Annotated in this window: 12 protein-coding genes; all 12 read right to left on the bottom strand. The window is 44.2% G+C overall.

The annotated features are described in order from the left end of the window. Positions 1–3: 3 nt before the first annotated feature. A complete protein-coding gene (drmA, locus tag ACTNB3_RS07480) occupies positions 4–3342 on the bottom strand; it encodes a DISARM system helicase DrmA (protein WP_441024937.1) in 3339 nt (1112 codons plus the stop codon). A 13-nt stretch (positions 3343–3355) separates the two neighbouring features. Then, entirely contained in the window at positions 3356–5974 is a 2619-nt protein-coding gene (gene drmD / locus ACTNB3_RS07475) for a DISARM system SNF2-like helicase DrmD (RefSeq protein ID WP_441024936.1), read from the bottom strand. After that, positions 5952–7253, bottom strand: a complete 1302-nt coding sequence (locus ACTNB3_RS07470; RefSeq protein WP_441024934.1) for a DNA cytosine methyltransferase — start codon at positions 7251–7253, stop codon at positions 5952–5954. Before ACTNB3_RS07470 ends, drmD begins: the two co-directional genes overlap by 23 nt. A gap of 26 nt (positions 7254–7279) precedes the next feature. Further along, positions 7280–10150, bottom strand: a complete 2871-nt coding sequence (locus tag ACTNB3_RS07465; protein WP_441024933.1) for a DEAD/DEAH box helicase — start codon at positions 10148–10150, stop codon at positions 7280–7282. A gap of 2 nt (positions 10151–10152) precedes the next feature. Beyond that, the gene (locus tag ACTNB3_RS07460; protein WP_441024931.1) at positions 10153–12267 is read right to left on the bottom strand and encodes a site-specific DNA-methyltransferase; all 2115 of its coding nucleotides are present in this window, start codon (positions 12265–12267) and stop codon (positions 10153–10155) included. Positions 12268–12283: 16 nt separating this feature from the next. Further along, positions 12284–12478, bottom strand: a complete 195-nt coding sequence (locus ACTNB3_RS07455) for a helix-turn-helix domain-containing protein (protein WP_287084204.1) — start codon at positions 12476–12478, stop codon at positions 12284–12286. 297 nt (positions 12479–12775) lie between these two features. Continuing rightward, positions 12776–13435 (bottom strand): vWA domain-containing protein, encoded by a 660-nt coding sequence (locus tag ACTNB3_RS07450; RefSeq protein WP_412315029.1) that lies wholly within the window; start codon positions 13433–13435, stop codon positions 12776–12778. Between the two features lie 109 nt (positions 13436–13544). Continuing rightward, positions 13545–14561: an O-acetyl-ADP-ribose deacetylase gene (locus ACTNB3_RS07445; protein ID WP_412315030.1), complete on the bottom strand. Its 1017-nt coding sequence runs from the start codon at positions 14559–14561 to the stop codon at positions 13545–13547. A 29-nt stretch (positions 14562–14590) separates the two neighbouring features. Then, complete coding sequence (locus tag ACTNB3_RS07440) at positions 14591–15958, bottom strand: hypothetical protein (protein WP_441024928.1); 1368 nt, start codon at positions 15956–15958, stop codon at positions 14591–14593. Between the two features lie 196 nt (positions 15959–16154). Further along, the gene (locus ACTNB3_RS07435) at positions 16155–17609 is read right to left on the bottom strand and encodes a relaxase/mobilization nuclease domain-containing protein (protein ID WP_441024927.1); all 1455 of its coding nucleotides are present in this window, start codon (positions 17607–17609) and stop codon (positions 16155–16157) included. Between the two features lie 59 nt (positions 17610–17668). After that, positions 17669–17938, bottom strand: a complete 270-nt coding sequence (locus tag ACTNB3_RS07430) for a protein BART-1 (RefSeq protein ID WP_195638413.1) — start codon at positions 17936–17938, stop codon at positions 17669–17671. A 16-nt stretch (positions 17939–17954) separates the two neighbouring features. Then, on the bottom strand, positions 17955–18260 hold the full coding sequence (locus tag ACTNB3_RS07425; protein WP_253098835.1) for a hypothetical protein: 306 nt from the start codon (positions 18258–18260) through the stop codon (positions 17955–17957). Between the last annotated feature and the right edge of the window lie 105 nt (positions 18261–18365).

Raw genomic sequence — 18365 nt, 5'->3', positions numbered from 1 at the left:
CTTTTAGTCCTCCGTGTAATAGAACATATTTGCTGCACTCTCAACATCACGCATAGAACGAAGAGTCGGCTTTTCAAGATCAGTACAAACTTCGCCATAAGTGTTCATTAGGCGATTATACGTTTTAGTTGTATAGACATAGTATCTAAGTTCCTTGGATTGAGTTGCCAGCAGTTTCCAATTGCTTATAAAATCATCAATCTCATGTTCGGCATCTGCCTTAGCAGAAGGCTTAATGATGTTCAATCGATTCATGATAAGAGCCTTCACTTCATCAAGCTGCTCATCGGTTAGCTTATCAATAGCTGCTGCTCCATCATTGCTTGCAAATTCCGGATAATGCAAACGAATTGCAGAAATAACCAGCGCATGCAGCACGCGATCTCTTGCACGTGCAGAAAACGGTGTCGCTGTTGTGCCTTCAACAAAACGATATAGCTGAGCATGATAACCGGTAAAATTCTCATAATGCGACAAGTCGCGGGGGCGATAAGGGTTATATAGAGTAACTACTAAGCCTGGATAAGAACGCCCGATACGGCTAGTTGCCTGAATGTATTCGGAGTTCTGTTTCGGCTGACCAGTTACCACCATGAGACCAAGCCGATCCACATCCATACCAACAGCAATCATATTAGTTGCAATTGCCGTATCTAGGCAATTTCTATCTGTATATGAAGTTTCCAACTGACTTAGTTTCTTCGGAATGTCATAAGAAGACATGCGAGAAGTAATTTCAACCTTATGATTAAGGAAACGCTGCCTACTCATTCCATATTTTTTCTTAATACGCTGAATTCTGTCAGGAATATCATCCTGTAGCAATCGAACGGCACCGCCGAGTTCTCGAATACTGTTATAATACCCAACAAGGGTATAGTAAGGGTCAATAACATCCTTGTACTCATCATCCAGCGAAAGATTATAAGCACTTTGAAGGATAATCGAATATACACGCAGCAAAGCTGTCTTTACAGACTGGCCTGGTGCGCAGACACCAACGTATCTTCTAAACGGATCTTGTTCAACCGGTACCTCACGAATATAGAAACTGTCACCGATTTCAAACCCATTTGGTGGAAATTGCGCAGTTACTTTTCTGCCATATAAGCATTTTGTCTGCTCAGCAGCATTTTTGATAGTTGCCGTAGAAACAACATACTTTGGCTTGATTTTCTTACCTCCAATCGTGTAGGAACACAGATCTTCAATAACTGTTTCATATGCACCGTATACGGTTCCCAGAGGTCCTGTGATAAGATGCAGCTCATCTTGGATAATCAGCTCCGGCGGAAGGAATGGTTTAATTGATCTAAGCGTAGCTGTGGGTAACTCTTCTGTACAAGTATGCCGAGCATGGTCTGCTCCAATAGCAACATAGCCATCGCGACTGCAAATTCTATCAACGCGACCAAACAGAGCATTTGTATTCACATCCCACGGAAGGCGGGCAAACTTATCAACTGTTGACAGAATAATGGTCGGGCACTTAGCATAAATTTCTTCATCTACCAAATAAACCGGGATTTTCATCTTATTGCTGGGTTTATACCTATAGAACATGCATTTATCATCCGAACAATAGATGCTAACCGATTTTGTAGGAATATCTATATAAAAATTTTCCTCTGTAAGTGGCTTCCCGCAGAATGGACATGTAAGCAGCTGTTTGTAGATAGAGTTTTTCTTGCTTCTTGCTGTTCTTGTTTTAGCTGGATCCTCCGGATCTTCTTCCAATTCTTTAAAGGTGTTCGGAGTCACAGTACCACCAACCCAGAAACCAATACTGATGGGTTCTTTTCCGTATTTCGGATATTCTTTTTGTCGGATGAGTTCCGCAGCCAGAATCATCTTGGTGATACGATCTCTCTGTTGCGTAGTAAGTAGGCGCAAAGTATAACGCAAGATTGCAGTTACACCGCCGTCACGATTGTATTCATCGTTCTCGTCAGCACGCAGCCTTCTATTTGCAATAACAAATGCCATAAGACCCAGATATGCCTCAGTTTTACCTCCACCAGTCGGAAAGTATAGAAGATCCACGACTTCGCGGTTATCATGTTCCGGATCTACAATACCTTTCAGATTCATGAGAATAAAAGCAATCTGGAAAGGTCTCCATCCAAAATTATTGGAAGGATTACGAGGATCCACAAAATCCCTAAAGGCACATTCGATACCGGCTCCATGCCTCTTAGAGAAATTCATAATATTTCTCTGAAGAATCATAGAACGATTCATAAAGCAAAAGGCATCAAACGAAATATCATCCTCTACAAGTAGCTGAATGCCCGCGCGGATTCTCCCAAGAGCTTCTATACATTTTTTTATTACTGCATCGCCAATCTCTTTCTTGAACTTAGCATCATCCATTTTTGAATCATGAACCAGTTTTTCCTGGATCCAATCCTCATAAGAATCTGCCAAGACATTCAGCCGGGCAATGATGTCATCTTTTTTCTTTGCAACAGAGAGTGTTCTCATAGAAAAGTAGAACGGATCAAAACCTTCTAAGGCAGCGCTAACACCCGGAAATTCGTACTCTGGAATAAATGTCGATACAATTTCAGAAGCATGTCCATTTTTATTGGCTTTCCAAGTTGCTGCGCAACCACGTCCCCTTCCTAAAATAGGACGCTGGGCAAAGTAAAATTCATCGACGGCAAGGATTTTTCTGCATATGTGTTCTGCCACGAAGATATCCATTTTGTCCTGGGAATAGGCACGCACGTTGACTTGGAACATCATTCCAGCAATATCACTCTCAGGATTTTTGCGCTTGTTGATAACATATGCTGTTACCAAGGTATACCCCTGCTTGAGGCCGATTTTAGAAATATATAAAATAACATTTGAATCACAAACCAAAGGGTATTCTTTGTTCTTACTAAACTCTTGCAGATCAATAACAACTGTCTCTTTCTGCGGATGACGTGTATACGTGCTTACATCAACTTTTTTTCCCTCTTTGTTAGTGGTTTTATCAGAAGCTTTGGTATAATCGCCCCAAGTCACATCCACATTGAAAGATTTTGTACTACTTTCTAAGTAAAAGCTGATGCCAATGGAAGACGGTGTTTTAAATCGATTTGTAAAGACCGGCTCATTATCATCGTCTTCGCCCGCAGTATAATCTGCATCCCCTTCGAAAGAAGCATCTCCATCGACTTCCTGCTCATTCGTATCATTTTCACTGGTTTGTGGCGCAAGCATACCCACGATATATTCAAAGCGCGGGTTTTGATTCAATATTTCATTTTCACTACTCGGTCCCAACAAGTCTTTCTTTAACATTTCTATGACTTCTTGGCGAACCTCAGCAAACTTAAATCTATCTGCCATGTGGTGCCTCCTGTTAAAATTTTAGGACAATGTTAATCAGAAGCAATGGATTGATTTCCTGAGACTGATTAAATCGATCAATTTCAGCCTGCGCCTCGTCTTGAATCTCTTTTCTGCGCTTAGGCAGGTCGTGTTGCAGCTTATCCATTTTTTTCTTCGCTTCAGCCGCTTTTTTTCGGATATCCTTTTTTTCCAGCGTGTCAGTAGCCGCCATTTCAGCAAGTATGTACTCCTCAACTTCTTTTTGAGCATCAGTAAGCTGAACATGAAGCTGTTCTTGTTGGACATTGACCCAGTTTTCAATCTTCTTCTTGTTATAGGCGATAGTAGGAGCTACAGTTTTATCATGCTGATCCTGAACCTCTGAAATTAAGCGGGCATAAATCCGGTGAAAATAAGATTGTTCTTCATCTGTCGGTTTAAAATAGCGAACATCCGAATCATTGGCCTCCTCCAATGCGGAGACAATCTCATCTTCAGTAAAATTGATATACTCACCATTTTCATCACAAAGTAGTAAAACTGGGAAGAGAAGTTTTGTATTATCCATGAATGCTCCAAGAAACAAAACGCCATGTGAACCAAATATCTTTTCACCCCAGTTATCGATTTTCCAGTAATGTAGCTTGTGATCCACTTCTGGTTCTTCAAACTGGTTCCAATATTCAACATCACGTAGATATTTATCGATATCAGCCTTGGTCTTTTCTAACGCTTGCCCCTTCGCCTCTCTACTTTCTGTAAGCAGAATTGAGCGAAGTTCTGCTGCATGAGCATTCTTCCTTGCATCTAGCTGCCTGTTCAAAGCTGCAAATGCTTTCCTTACCGCAGTGATATTCTTACAATTCTGGTAAATATCCAGAATACGCTTTTCAAAACTTACGCCCGATTCAAGTGCGCCTAGCGCAACATCCGATGCACCAAACACGCCCTCAAACAGTTCAAATTTCTTAGAAAGTATATCATATACTCTGCGATCTGCTTCATTATCCGTATTCAACAGATTGATTGCCACGACATCGTGAGTTTGTCCATAGCGATGACAACGGCCAATTCTCTGCTCAATTTTCTGCGGATTCCAAGGCAGGTCATAGTTGATGATTGTGTTGCAAAACTGTAGATTTAGACCTTCTGAACCAGCATCTGTAACAATCAAAATCTTGGCATGACTCTTGAAATAATCGACAATTGCGTGCTTATATTCCACACTTCTGCCATAGTTTGTTTTACCAAAATTCTTGACCTGCCATGTTCGAAAGATTTCCTTCGTCATGGCATCATCAAAGTCACCATTAAAGAGAAGGATATCTTCCTCGCTATAACCAGATTTTCTTAGTTCCGCGGCTATATATTTTTGTGTTCGCTTAGACTCTGTAAAGACGACAGCCTTCTGATTCAATCCCTCAGAAATCTGGTGGTCAAATGCGGATTTCAGTGCTTCCCTCAACGCAATAATCTTTGCATTCGTCTTTATAGCCCTTGCCATTTCAAGAATATGCCTTACAATCTTAAGTTCAGCTTGAATAGCCTGTTTCTTCTCTGCTGTTTCTTCATCATCGTATTCGTTGAAACCATCCTCATCGATTTCATCTTCTACAAACCCCCAGAATAAATCGAAGCCCTCCTGGGCATAAGCAGATTTAGTGCCTTCATAGAGTTTTTCAAGACGTTTTTCTAATACTTCAAAGGTCTCTATCAAAGCAAAGCTGGAAGATGCAAGCAACTTTCGAATAACAAGAATAATCAGCCCACGATTCGCATTCGGAATAGAATACAGCGGATCACGACGCAGAAAATCATTGGTCACATCATAGAGTTCTTTTTCTTCTGCGCTCAAATGGAAATCGACCGTAATACAGGTTCTCTTGCTGAAGGCCATGTATTTTCCGACATCGCGTCGAAGGGTGCGATATAACACCGGAAGAAGTTCTTGCTTCAATTCCTCATAATCACAGCCATCCACAAATCGACGGTTGAAAACCTTTTCTGACCCGAAAATACGAGGATCGATAAAAGAAACCAGTCCATGAAGATCTGTAAGGGAATTCTGTAGCGGCGTAGCAGTTAAAAGAATTTTAGGAATCCCATGTGTCAAATCATAAAGATTTTTTGCCCGCTTTGTGCCATGAAAAACATTCCGCAGATTATGAGCCTCATCAATAATCAGGAAGTCCCATTTGACATGGGGAAAACGCTTAATTAGTTTCGATGAATAATCATAAGAAGCAATGACAATACTAACCTCATCTGCGTTTCCGAGGTGAGTTCGTACATTGGCAAGGTCATGCTCAACCGTGTACCGATCCAGAATAACAGCTTGGCGACCAAACTTCTCCAAAAGCTCTACTTCCCATTGTTTTCTCAAAGTAGCAGGAAGGGAAATCAGTACTTTTTTTGCTCCGTTGTCCAGAACATAATTAAGCACCAATCCAGCTTCGATTGTTTTGCCCAGACCAACCTCATCTGCCAGAATGATACCACCTGTCTTTAATGCTTGAATGGCCGCACAAAAGGCATTGACCTGATGGGGATTTGGCTCAATATCTGCATTCAACAGACATTTAAATGGTGCCTTGGCCAATTGTTGCTTCTTATACCAGCTATATTGTTCAAGTAGGAGATTGCTTTCCATCGATGCCCTCCTTACTTAATTCATTGGCGATTCCTTCTGCGATGCCTTTAGCCATTAACGTAGGAACGGCATTGCCTATCTGTACAAATTGAGCCGTTCTCGGGCCTTCAAAGAAATAATCATCCGGAAACGATTGGATGCGAGCGGCCTCCCGGACAGTAATCGAACGGTGTTGCTCAATATCCGGATGAATAAAGTAATGTCCATCTTTTGAGATATGAGCCAACATGGTGTGGCAGTACGCCTCGTCGCCCTCTACAACTTTAAATCGATCCAGAAACGACTTCCGGTTTTTATGTGTCTTCAGCTCATCTGGCAGATCATTATAGTTCAGCCGTTTGTGCCCATCATTCCAGAGTTCAATTGTACGCCGATAAATCTCAATATCCCTGTCTTTATTGGGTCTTGCGCAATGATGCGTCAGAATGTCAGAATCCTTGCGGATTCCAGTGCTTCTTAAATAATCGCTGAAATCATTTGATCTGTATTCACCCGATTTTCCTCCTGGCTGCAACGCTGGCAGATCACTGAGAATATCGTTAACCGTAGCATCCGCTATTGTCTGCTCAAACTGCGGATAAGAAAGCCCACTATTCTTCAGCCACCCGACAATGATCATTCTTCTTCGGTTTTGCAGCACACCAAAATTCTTTGCATTTTGCTCATGGCATTCAATCTCATAGCCAACGGAACGCAGCGCTTCCTGGACTTTCTGCCAGGTTGCACCACCGTTTGCTGACTTGATTCCCATAACATTCTCAAAAACGAACATCTTTGGCTGATATTTCTGAAGGAATCTCGCATACAGCTTATAGAGATCATTTCTAGGATCCGCCGACATCGGCGTTTCCATATGCTTGCTTTGCGCCCTTCCCACCAAAGAATATGCCTGGCAAGGCGGTCCACCAATAATGACATCTACTTGCTTGATGCCTCTTTGCGTAAGGATCCTATCTATATTTTCAAATAACCTTGGAAGAGTTTCATTTGACATCGTTTCGCAAAATACAGATTGTAGCTGCTCCTCTGGAATATGTTGCAGAAATTCGTCGCGGGTGATTTTTCCGCTAATATAATCCTTGTAGATATCAAGCTTCCCTTGTGCTTTGAGATAATAGTATCCCGTTCGCGTTTCCAATGTTTGAGCAGCATATGGGTTCATCTCCACATGCGCTACAGGTAAAAAGCCCGCTTGGATGAAGCCTTCGGACAATCCACCAGCTCCTGCAAATAAATCTATAAAATTGTAAGAGCCTGTTGTGGCGTTGATACGTTCCATGATGAACCCCTATCTGTGTAATTAATTTAGTCTTCAAACACACCGTCTGTGTCAAAAATATGGTCTAACTCATCCGTATTGATTGCGGCAAGCACCTTATTGCGGATACTGCCTTTTGCAAGATCTAACCGCTTAAAGCGATTTTCTCCTGCTGCGTCTTTTCCAATACGTATCAGCTGCACTCTGCCAATTCTTGGTTCATTTGCAGCATAGTTTGCAAGTCCCTTAGCTTTGCCCAAGTTATCCTTGAAATCCGGATTGTGCGGCTCCAAAATATCAACGATATACTTGAGAATTGGATCATGGCGAACAATGATGAAATCCGGATAAAGCTCCTTGCATTTCCCGTCCATTTCATAAGGCATCCGCAGTGACCAAGACTGTCGGGACGGATTCCGCAGCCAGCAAACGTAATCCTCTCGTTTTTGCTCTTCTGCCAAAACAGCCTGTTCCCAGCCATTCAACTTAATTTTTGCTATTCCATCTGCATTGGCAAAAAGATGATCCGTGTACTTTATTCCATCTGCTTCGACCTTGGCACTGATTGTCTCCGGAAGAGTAAAGTTGTGCTTACTGATTTCATCGCCGTTAGCAACAATATCGCTATACTGCTTTTGACACTTCTCCGGTTTGGCCACAATATATTTACGATACTGATCGTTCAATTCATGGAACTTCTTCTCAGCGTATTTATTTAATTCCACAATACACTCGCTGTCGAATGCGAACAGAATACAATCCACCTTAAAGGCGTTCGGATTGTCGAAGTCGATATATTTACGCCCATATGCCAAGTGGAAACCGCATCCACCCATTTTTGCGTCTGCTACTCTTAGCTGACGATCAAGGTCAGACTCGGATGCAGTAAACATATCTATCTGGTTATCGCTTTGTATTTTCTCACCGAAAACATCGAATATCTGAACAGACAGTTTCATCTCCATGACTTGCTTTGTAAGCTCGTCATATTTTCCAGCATCATGCAGACCGTTCACATAGTTGCGGATAAGTTCTGCAACATCGTTTTTCACATCCTCAGCCGCCGTAATACAGATATTGAACTGCGATAACAGCCCTGCCAAGCTCATCAACGACTTCAAATAGCTGTTGATTTTTACCGCACGGACGATATAAGTCAGATATCCCTGTTCATTGATGAACTTTGTGATTCCTTCACGATCTATTGTTGGAAGCATCGACATCTGCGATACAGCCGGTGTCAGCACTGGCTGCTCTTTATTCACAGATTGGTTGCCTCCACTGGTTCTCTCAGTTTCTTGACCTGCATGTACATCGTTTCCAGACACTGTTTCCAGCGGAATCGTCTGGTGTTGTCCTTCTGCGAGAATTTCTGAATCTGCTCCACCTTGATTCGCTGCCGCAGCTCCAGAATTTGACATATCTCCAACTGCTGTGGAAGGTCCCGCAGCAGGCTCTTCTTGGAAGCCATTCGGGTAATCAAAGATACTCAGCTGACCAACCGTCTGTTTTTGCGTTTTCTTTCGCTGGTTGTGAACCGACCATGTATCATAGGTCTGATCTTCCAGAGATTCACCATCGACAACTGTCGGGATTTCTCCGCCTTCGGTTGCCTGCAATTCATCAATGACCTTGTGAACGGTATCCTGGTTGAAATACGGAAGGAATAGCCGCACATCATTTAAGGAATCGTCTACGAGAACATGACACTGAAGCGGTGTGCGAACCATACGTCCGAGCAACTGCGCAATATAGGTTGCGTCTTCCGCACGCCGGAAGGACATCATAGTTTCTGCACGAGGGCAGTCCCAGCCGGTGGACAGATTCTCTTTGAAGAGAACCACACGAATCCGGCGATCTTCTGCAATTTCCGAAGGTTCAACATGCGGCACGGTCAATCCATGAATTGACAATGTGCCTGTTGAACCGAAAGTATGCACAACTTCATTTTCCTTGAAGCTATCGCCCATACGCTCTTCGATTTTCGCAATTACATCGTCCAGATCGGTGTCAGATACTTTCGTACCGGAACCAGCGCAGACTTGGATAACAAACACCGGATTTACATTGGTGTAGTGCTGCTCATAGGTATACTGATACCAGTGCTTGCACTTATCCTGCCACTCGTCTGTTGCCGCCTGGAGTACGGCCATGTCACCGTGTTTGATTGGATCTTCCGGATAAGTGATTACAATACGATCTTTGAGCAATCCAGATTGGCGAACCTGGGCCGGAGAAATAACAACCTTATGCAATGTAGAGTTTGTTGCCTGCCCGACAAGGGAATTAAAACGTTCGGCAGTTGCACTCATTCCGATAACGACCGGAATGGGCGACAGCTTCTGCTCGCTGCTGCCCTTGATAAAACGCTGCATGATGGTGGTAGCTGTTCCCGCTTGGCGTCCTTGCATACCGCGGTGTGCCTCATCAATAATGAAATACAGACGGTCAGCTTTTTCTCTTGCTGTATTTTCAATGGTCTCCCAAATCGTATACTGTCGCGTATCCGAATGGCGGCTCAGATTACCAGCCTTGCCAAGCTTTTGCGTATTCAGAAAATAGATATGACCGTCCTCCAGAATCTCTCGGTCGAAAGATTCATCCGAAATCACTACGCACTGATCCATACGGACCTTATCTGCCTTCAGCTCGATCTTCTGCTTGGACTGTTCATTCAGCTGCGGAGAATCCGAAAGCCATACAAAAATGGCCTCCGGCTGTTCAGTAAACTGCTCTGAGCCGTAAAAGATATCTTCAATCAGGGCAGACATGATAATTGTTTTGCCGGAGCCCGTAGGAGCCTGAAGCGAAACCACCTGAGGGATTTTCAGCATGCGATAGTTATTCAGCGCCATCGCCACTCGGAGGCGCATTTCATTAACCGCCTGTTTTTGAAATGGGAATAATTCACAAATCATTCTTAGTTTCTCCCTCTGTTCACACGGAAGTGATCCAAGTAATCCCGGTAAAGCTGATACGCATTTTCAACATTCAGATTTTTTACCATCGACTGATAATTCACTTCATAATCGGTTGCTAAGAATACGGTTTGGATTTCAGGATGTTCTGCAAGCTTTTCTGCGAAATCGGCAAATGTATTCTCGTTGATTAAGACTGCAAATTGATTCTCCGGCAAGATCAGCATATCCGGGACTTGCTCCCCGGTCAATTCCGGGCATTTTCCTTTTGCACCAGTTTTCAACCACAACGTAGGCAGCATTTCCGAAAAGCGCATACCGAGAGAAACCGCTGTTGGATCCAAGAATCCAAGTTTGAAGAATGCCGCATTTGCCTTGAAACCGTCCGCCATATGTATCGGAGGCTCGCTGCCAAGATAATCGCCCTTGAGAGGTTTGCCATTTACATCGTGCCCCTCGATGGAGCAGACCGTGCGCGGCCATGTGACATAGCGGGCGATGCCGAGCTTTTCCCATTCCTCATCACCGGGTTTGAGTCCGCACTTGGACATTTCCTTCGCCTCTGCATCGGACACCTCGTTGTTTGTCACCATAATGCAACGTCTGTGCCCACCATCCTCAGCATTGAGCAGGTTTACGGCGTGCATAGTCGTGCCACTGCCGGCGAAGAAGTCAACAATGAGGGCATTAGGGTTATTTGTCACAAAGAACCGGATAACATCGTGAACCGCATAGAGCGATTTCGGAAATGAAAATCTTTTTCCGATAAAGTTTGTTAAGAGCTTACTTCCAAATTCTGTTGCATCATGTGCTGGTATCCACCACTGATTTCCGGGAATAAACTCTTTTTCATAATCACTATCATCTATGATCACCGATCCATCTTCCGCTCTGCCCAATACCGTTATTTGACCAGATTCCACCTTTTTTTGCCATCCTTCAGAAATGTATCGAAGAGTAGCTTCTTTCCCATTTGCAGTTTGAGTGCTGATTCGCACGTATCCTTTTCTTTGTATTTCTAAAAATTTATCTCTTGAATACTGCCATCTTCCTTCAACGCCATCATCATGTACAGGGAAAAGTGCTATAGTTCCTTCCGGCACTTCAACAGTACTTCGGTCAGCTTCTGCTGGGACGACTTCACCTGCACCGCAAAAGTGCTTTTTATCTTTCGATATAAATATCGGATAGAAACACCCTGGAGAATCGCTCCTCAATGCGCCTGAACCACTTCTCATCAAGCTTCCCCATCGTACCTGTTTTGTTGTTGAGGTTTTTACATTTCCTATCCACTCATCTGGCAACGGAAGCGGGTTTACCCCACATTCTCCAAATCGAACAATATAGATATATTCATTCACCCTTGCAAATTCGCTGTTTCTCGCTACGCCTTTTCCATTTATAGCGCTGCTAATCATTTGCATATTTGCTTCGGAGAACATTTCCTCCAACAGACAGCCAAGGTGCAGGTATTCCTTCTCATCAATTGTGACAATCAAAACAGAATCCGCCGGATTCAACAGCTTCTTTGCCAACTTCAGGCGACGCTGCATGAAGGAGAGCCACTTGCTGTGACGGTAAGCATCATTGCCATCCACATAGTCGTTGTTATACTTCCAGTCCTTTGCGCCGGTATTGTAGGGCGGGTCGATATAAATGCAATCCACCTTACCCGCATACAAATATTCCAAAAGCTGCAAGGCGTGATAGTTGTCCGCTTCAATCAGCGTGTGCCAAAGATCGCTATCCGGTGCATTGCAAACTGAATCCAACGGTTTCAGATAGGGATAGATGGATTCTCCAAATTCCGCAACACGAACGATGTCCTTCAGCTCAAAGGTGACCGCTTCATCTTCCTGTTCCGGTTTAACGCAAACAGCAGTATCGCCTTCAACCTTCAGCACAACATAGATAGCTTTGTCATCCTTGCTGTCCCGGAGCATAACATTACAGCCTCTTTTGATAGGCATATCATAGAGAGGCGTGCTTTCCGGCATATGTTCTTCAAAGACCAAGCCGAATTTCTTCTGCTTGGCCATTTTACTCACTTCTTCCTGAATTCTATTTCGAAGAGTCTCATCTTGGATCTGGCTAATTAAATCATTGATTGCAGCCATTGGTACGACCCCTTTCTTAGTTTTCTTTTGTCTTCACGTAGCGACCACTCTTGATTCTTGCGTCAGCTGGCTTTTCCGCATCCGCTGGAATCGCCCAGTATGAACCGATTTTCGTTGCTCCTGGAATTCGTCCGGCTTTACAAAGATCACTGATCCACCTTGCCGAAAGGTTCCATTTTTCCGCTGTCTGTCTGATTGATAAATAGCCCATACAATTCTCCGATCTAATCCGAGCAAATTCTACATGTAATCACAATAATTGTACTCCAAACCTCGCGGAAAATCAAGATATTCTGTCCTCATTGCGCTTGGGATTTCGTGCACTCCTCTAATTCGCAAGCAGGGCTTTCGTGACACGAAAGCGATTTTCTGCTTGTTGGGGAAACTCCCCAATCCCCTTAGAACGCTGCCTGAGGCATCGGGCTTCGCATCCGTTCCGGATGCTTTAACGGCAGTTCCTGCCATAGAAAAAACCGGAGTGAATCATCACCCCGGCTTCAAAAAACATTTACTTGTGCTTGCGGCCTCCACGCTTTTTATAGTCCTCGTCTATACGCTTTTTCCAGTCTGCACTCAGCGGGGCACTGCACCGGACAGCGCTGATTGCTTCGCTGACCACCTCATAATTCAACGCGGTTCCTTCACCGTCGCACTGATAGTTGACTGCACGATCTGCACCGATTCCGAACTGGCTTGCGGTCTCTACTGCGTCAATATTGGCACCAAGGAACAAAAACTCCCAACCGTATTTCGCTTTCTGCCGCTCGATCATCTGCTTTACTTTTTCGCTGTTGTACCGGCGGCTAGCATTTTCCATTCCGTCCGTAGTGATTACAAACATGGTGTGTTCCGGCACATCCTCCGGTCTTGCGTACTTATGAACATTTCCAATGTGATGAATCGCACCGCCGATGGCATCTAAGAGTGCTGTGCATCCGCGAACCGTGTAATCACGGTCAGTCATCGGTCGGATGTCCCTTACATTTACACGATCGTGCAGAACTTCGCTCACATTGTCAAACAGCACCGTTGAGATCAGTGCTTCGCCCTCTGATTTTTTCTGCTGCTCAATCATGGAATTGAATCCGCCGATGGTATCCCGTTCCAATCCGCTCATGGAACCGCTGCGGTCTAAGATAAAAACGATCTCTGTTAAATTTTTTCTCATATGCTTGTCCTCCCAAAAGATTATGGCTGCTCGGTTTCGTACCTTACAGCCATAGTATAGCGGTTTTCTTTTGTGGAGTGGTCGCATGGAAAGCGACATTTCTTTGTCCTTATGCTCCGATCAGACTCTGGTCAAAAGCAAACAGTGCTTCGTTGATTTCATACACATTGTAGTTTCCCTGTTCGACAAAATATTCTACAATGATATCGAATTTGCTCGAATGGGAAAGGGCAAACCCTGCCTTACCGAGCATCTCCTGCATCTGGGCAAGCGGCAGTTCCAAAGCGATAGCAAATGCCAGCACCGTAGATTTAGATGGCTTATAGAATTTATCCGAACGGATCTTCGAGAAGAGTTTCCGGTCAATGTTTGCCTTCTTGTAACACTGGGCATCCGTCATGCCGCTTTCGTCAATCTTCCGCAGCAGCATTTCCGAAAAGCTCTCATCAATCTGCCCCAGTGCCTCCTCCAAAGATTGGCTGCTGCAAGATTTACAGATTTCTTCGGGCGGCAGCGGAGCAGGTGCAGCTTCAAAGCAGGATTCCTCTGACAATGCTTCGAGCCGCCGTCTCTGTTCTGCCCGCCTGTCGGTATGTTCTTCCACATACCGGTCATCTATGTACGCTGCGATATCAGCAAATAGTTTTCCGCTAATCTGATATGCCTTCTTATCAAAGATAACGATGTAGACCATCATCTCATTTTCCAACAGGAACGTACTGATTGTATCGACTGCAACCTTCAGAGCCTGGTCTTTTGGATAGCCGTAAATGCCGGAGGAAATCAGCGGAAAGGCCACCGACTGACAGCCATTTTCTTTCGCCAGATTCAAAGATGTCCGATAGCAGGATTCCAGAAGCTCCTGTTCCTGATGCTTGCCATCCCGCCAGCGCGGGCCGACTGCATGGATCACATATTTGCAGGGTAAACGGTACCCCTTTGTGATTTTTGCGCTGCCGGTCTCGCAGCCATGCAGCGTACTGCACTCTGCAAGCAGCTCTGGTCCGGCGGCACGATGAATGCAGCCGTCCACACCACCACCGCCCAAAAGAGAAGTGTTGGCAGCATTGACGATCGCGTCAACGCTCATTTTTGTAATATCGTTTCTAATAATCTGTAAGGGCATTGCTTATTCTTCCCCTTTCTGCTGCCTCGTTAAACATGCTTCTTTTTCAATTCACGAATCAACATTTCAACCTGGGCTCCTGTAAGGAACGGTGTTTTGATTGTCGATGCCCAATAAAAATTCCGCTTCAAAATTGTTTTAATCTCATTCGGAGAAAGCGCAGGTAGGGCTTTGACATCTCCATTGAATTTTTCCGGTACAATCATTCTTACACTGTGATATTTTTCATCAGCCACTTCCGTTGGCGTGTCTGTGACAATCTGTCCAACCGCAATAATTCCTCTTCCTTTAGAATAAAAAAGAGCATAGTCATCTTTGCGGAAGCTGTCGATATACCGTTTTGCATCTCCATATGCCGCTATTTTGTTTCCAAGTAGCATCTCAGACTCGTTTGTATCTGAATACGAGATATTCGTATCAAACATAATTCCCTTACACGCAGAAAACTTCAAACGATTATTCTCTATTTCTGTCAGAAACTTCACCCAGTATAAAACATTCTCCGGAATGATATGGGACTTATCCGGATTGATCGCAAACTCATAAATAACTGTTGGATCTGCTACTTTCACATTTGTATATTTCTGTGCATTCTGAACGTTTCCTTCTGTTGTCAGCAAATATACTTCACCATTCAGGCTGGAATAGTCATCTGTATTGAGATCAACATCGCCCTTCTTTACCTGAATGTAAATATGCTTTCGATTCAGGTCATTTGGATCAACCAAAACGCACTCATACTTTGGTGTAGCAATTTTATTTGTCGATGGGATGCAAATGTAGCCTTTCGTATCATACAGCCACAGCGCAAGTAAATCTTCAACATCTTCCGGCTGAAGCAAGCTGTAAAAATGCTTCTCACATAATGAGAGAGCTGGATCGGGATAATTGAATAGATCCAGTGCTGAATCGTGGACGCGGTTATACAGCATCTGACTGTATGCTTCCACGCCATTTTTCTTAATTCTCTGGATGGTTGATCCCATAATAAAAGATGTTGCCACAGCACCAGGAACGGATTCTTCATCTGCCTTATCTGTAGCTGGATACCAGTCTATGTTTGTCAACTGATTCGCCGCATCAATCTGTACCGCATCCTCACGAAACACCCAAATACTGTTCGCCTTAACTCTCGCAATATAGTATTTTCCTTCATTTCTTGAGCGCATCCATAGGAGGTCTCCCTCTTTCACATCCTCTACCATGCGGCATACACTGTCGAATGATTTGTACTGAGTTCTTGCCAGATTACAGTAATCCAAAAATGTATGTATCCCAGAACGTTCTGCCTGGGTTAATTCACGAAGACTCCATCCCATTGCTGCGACATGATTTTTCAAGCAATAGTCGGCAACATTTGTGCCTCCTGTATTCACCTGTAATCTCCATACTGCCATTTTATCTTCCTCTTTCTTTTTGTATTTAGACTGTATTTAGACATTTCCCATCATTCGCTTTGATATTATTATATATCGTCCACCCATAGAATGACAGATGCAATGTACATTATTTTGCACACAGGCGCTTGTGGTTTGATATGTGCAAAAAAAAGAAGCAGTGCAGGAAGATTCTTCTGTCCTGCACTGCATTCCATCATCTACTATTCTCTCTATTTTCTTCTCCCTGCTCATGCATCTGCTCTTTTTTCTGCTCGTCCTCTTTTAGGATTTCCTGCACAATCTTCTGTGCCACAAGCCAATCTTGCATTTCCGATTTTGTCTTGCGGTACTCTGCATAGGAGCTTTTCTTTCGTTCCAGAAGCATCGCATACTCTGCGTTCAGCTCGCTGATGCGCGGGAGCTTTTTGTCAGAACCGTTCTCTTTCTTATAGGCATCAAACGCCTTTTTCGCTGCGCTGCGTAAGGCCAGCGAATCCCGATGAGTTTCATAGAACTCCCGATTGTAGCCGGATGCCTTATATGCAGCAAAGACATCTTTTGTCTTGGCATAATTGATTAGATGCTTCCGCAGCACCGACGCTTCTGACATCCGTGCCTCATCCGCCTTTACAGATTCCAGCAGCGCATCGCATTTTTCAGAAATTCCATCTGCCTGTTCTTTCAGCTCTGCATAGCTCTTGATTCCATGCTCCTCCATGAACATCATGGCTTTTGCCATCTGCTTCAGATTAAAGACTTTCGCCCAACGCGCATATCCTGCGCCTTTGCCTGCCTGCATTTTGGCACGGACATCAATAAGAAACGACAGCTCTGCCTTTTGATGCACCTGTGCTGACCGTGCGTTTGTACGATTTTTCTCTGCAAATTTGCTTTTGTGAACCGCATTTCCGGCAATCACTTCGCAGAGTTCTTCAACCGAATATCCTTTACCAAGAGAGCGGAAACGAGCAAATCTGACATGGCCTTTTCCCCGCAGTGCAGGCTGTTTTCCATCTTTATACTCGTACCCTGCTTCCTGCAAAATGCCAATCAGTTCCCGAAAGTCTTTTGGTTTTCTTTCTAATGCCGCATCAATAGCCTCGCAGATTTCATCCCGCTGCGATTTTTTCTCCGGGTATTCCGTTCTTTTCTGCCGCTCCCCATAGGGCTTCCGGATAATGACCGACAGCCGGTGCTCCAGACAGACGATATCACTGAGCCTTGCCAACGCAAGACCGGACAGGCGAAAATCGCGGAATTTCCTGGTGCAGTCTAATGTAGTCGAATTAAAAATAATGTGGTTATGAATGTGCGCACGATCAACATGGGTAGCCACGATAAAGGCGTGTTTTCCCTTGGTGAATCGCATGGCTGTCTCATACCCAACTTTGTTCGCCTCCTCCGGCGTAATTTCTCCGGGCTTAAAAGATTGCCGAATCTGATATGCAATCACATCATGCGCCTGGGTTCTTCCCGTGATATGCTCATACTGCCGTTTGGAAAGCAGAAATTCTTCATCACAGGTCTTTGCATCACAGGCATACGCACTAATGTATTTTCCATCTTCCGTCTTTGCTGCATTCTCAGAATAATCAGTACGGTCAGCCAGACACTGCGCTACCGTCTTTCCTTTATTGATATGCAGCGCAATTAGTCTTGTAGCCGCCATTCCTTATTCCTCCATCTAAAAAGAGCTACCCGAAGGCAGCTCTTACCAATTCACTATTCTCATTTTAACATCTGTTCCCGGTCATAAGCTCCCTGCAAATAAATGGCCTGCTTGATGATCTCTTCCATATCGAAATAGACACACATGATGCTTTCGTACAGCTTCCACACATTAGATTCGCTGCCTCCCACCATCTCCATCAGCTGGTCTTCCATCTTCGATTGCTCAGACTGTTTTTCCTGATAAGCTGCCTCATCCACAAAATGATTCTCTCCATCTGTTTCCTCATACCGCAAATCATAATAATCTTTCATAAACTGAATATCCATCTAATCCCTCCTGAACTCAAATTGTCAAAACATCCTCTACACACTCGCACAGCCGTTCCATCAGTTCCATGATGCCGCCCGCACCAACCGCAGCCGCAAAAAGTCCCATCTCAATCAGGGTCAGCAGGAACACATCCGTCCAGCTCGCCCGTACCACCGAATAGATGCCGCAGCCAAGAACAAACAACATGATTGGCGAAAGAACCCACAGGGATAGCTGCATCAGCAGATTCCCGATAAAGCATAGAAATCGCAACAGAAACGCAACCGGCAGCAAGAGGATTTTCAGCACCAGCTTCAACAATAAACATACGATCTTCATGGATTTCACCCCTTCGTTTTTCTTTTCATCTTCATTTTACCGTACCCGCTTGCCAAACACCACGATGTCAACAGGTAGACCAAAAAAATATGTAACGGCACAGAC

The organism is Bariatricus sp. HCP28S3_D3, from assembly GCF_052065755.1.
Classification (GTDB): domain Bacteria; phylum Bacillota; class Clostridia; order Lachnospirales; family Lachnospiraceae; genus Allocoprococcus.
The sequence above is the reverse complement of the archived record's forward strand: the minus strand, read 5'-3'. Positions and strand labels throughout refer to the sequence as shown.

Bases quoted from the DNA above. Each gene is read 5' to 3' on its own strand.
- drmA (WP_441024937.1), bottom strand. From the start codon at position 3,342: ATGGCAGATAGATTTAAGTTTGCTGAGGTTCGCCAAGAAGTCATAGAA.
- drmD (WP_441024936.1), bottom strand. From the start codon at position 5,974: ATGGAAAGCAATCTCCTACTTGAACAATATAGCTGGTATAAGAAGCAA.
- ACTNB3_RS07470 (WP_441024934.1), bottom strand. From the start codon at position 7,253: ATGGAACGTATCAACGCCACAACAGGCTCTTACAATTTTATAGATTTA.
- ACTNB3_RS07465 (WP_441024933.1), bottom strand. From the start codon at position 10,150: ATGATTTGTGAATTATTCCCATTTCAAAAACAGGCGGTTAATGAAATG.
- ACTNB3_RS07460 (WP_441024931.1), bottom strand. From the start codon at position 12,267: ATGGCTGCAATCAATGATTTAATTAGCCAGATCCAAGATGAGACTCTT.
- ACTNB3_RS07455 (WP_287084204.1), bottom strand. From the start codon at position 12,478: ATGGGCTATTTATCAATCAGACAGACAGCGGAAAAATGGAACCTTTCG.
- ACTNB3_RS07450 (WP_412315029.1), bottom strand. From the start codon at position 13,435: ATGAGAAAAAATTTAACAGAGATCGTTTTTATCTTAGACCGCAGCGGT.
- ACTNB3_RS07445 (WP_412315030.1), bottom strand. From the start codon at position 14,561: ATGCCCTTACAGATTATTAGAAACGATATTACAAAAATGAGCGTTGAC.
- ACTNB3_RS07440 (WP_441024928.1), bottom strand. From the start codon at position 15,958: ATGGCAGTATGGAGATTACAGGTGAATACAGGAGGCACAAATGTTGCC.
- ACTNB3_RS07435 (WP_441024927.1), bottom strand. From the start codon at position 17,609: ATGGCGGCTACAAGACTAATTGCGCTGCATATCAATAAAGGAAAGACG.
- ACTNB3_RS07430 (WP_195638413.1), bottom strand. From the start codon at position 17,938: ATGGATATTCAGTTTATGAAAGATTATTATGATTTGCGGTATGAGGAA.
- ACTNB3_RS07425 (WP_253098835.1), bottom strand. From the start codon at position 18,260: ATGAAGATCGTATGTTTATTGTTGAAGCTGGTGCTGAAAATCCTCTTG.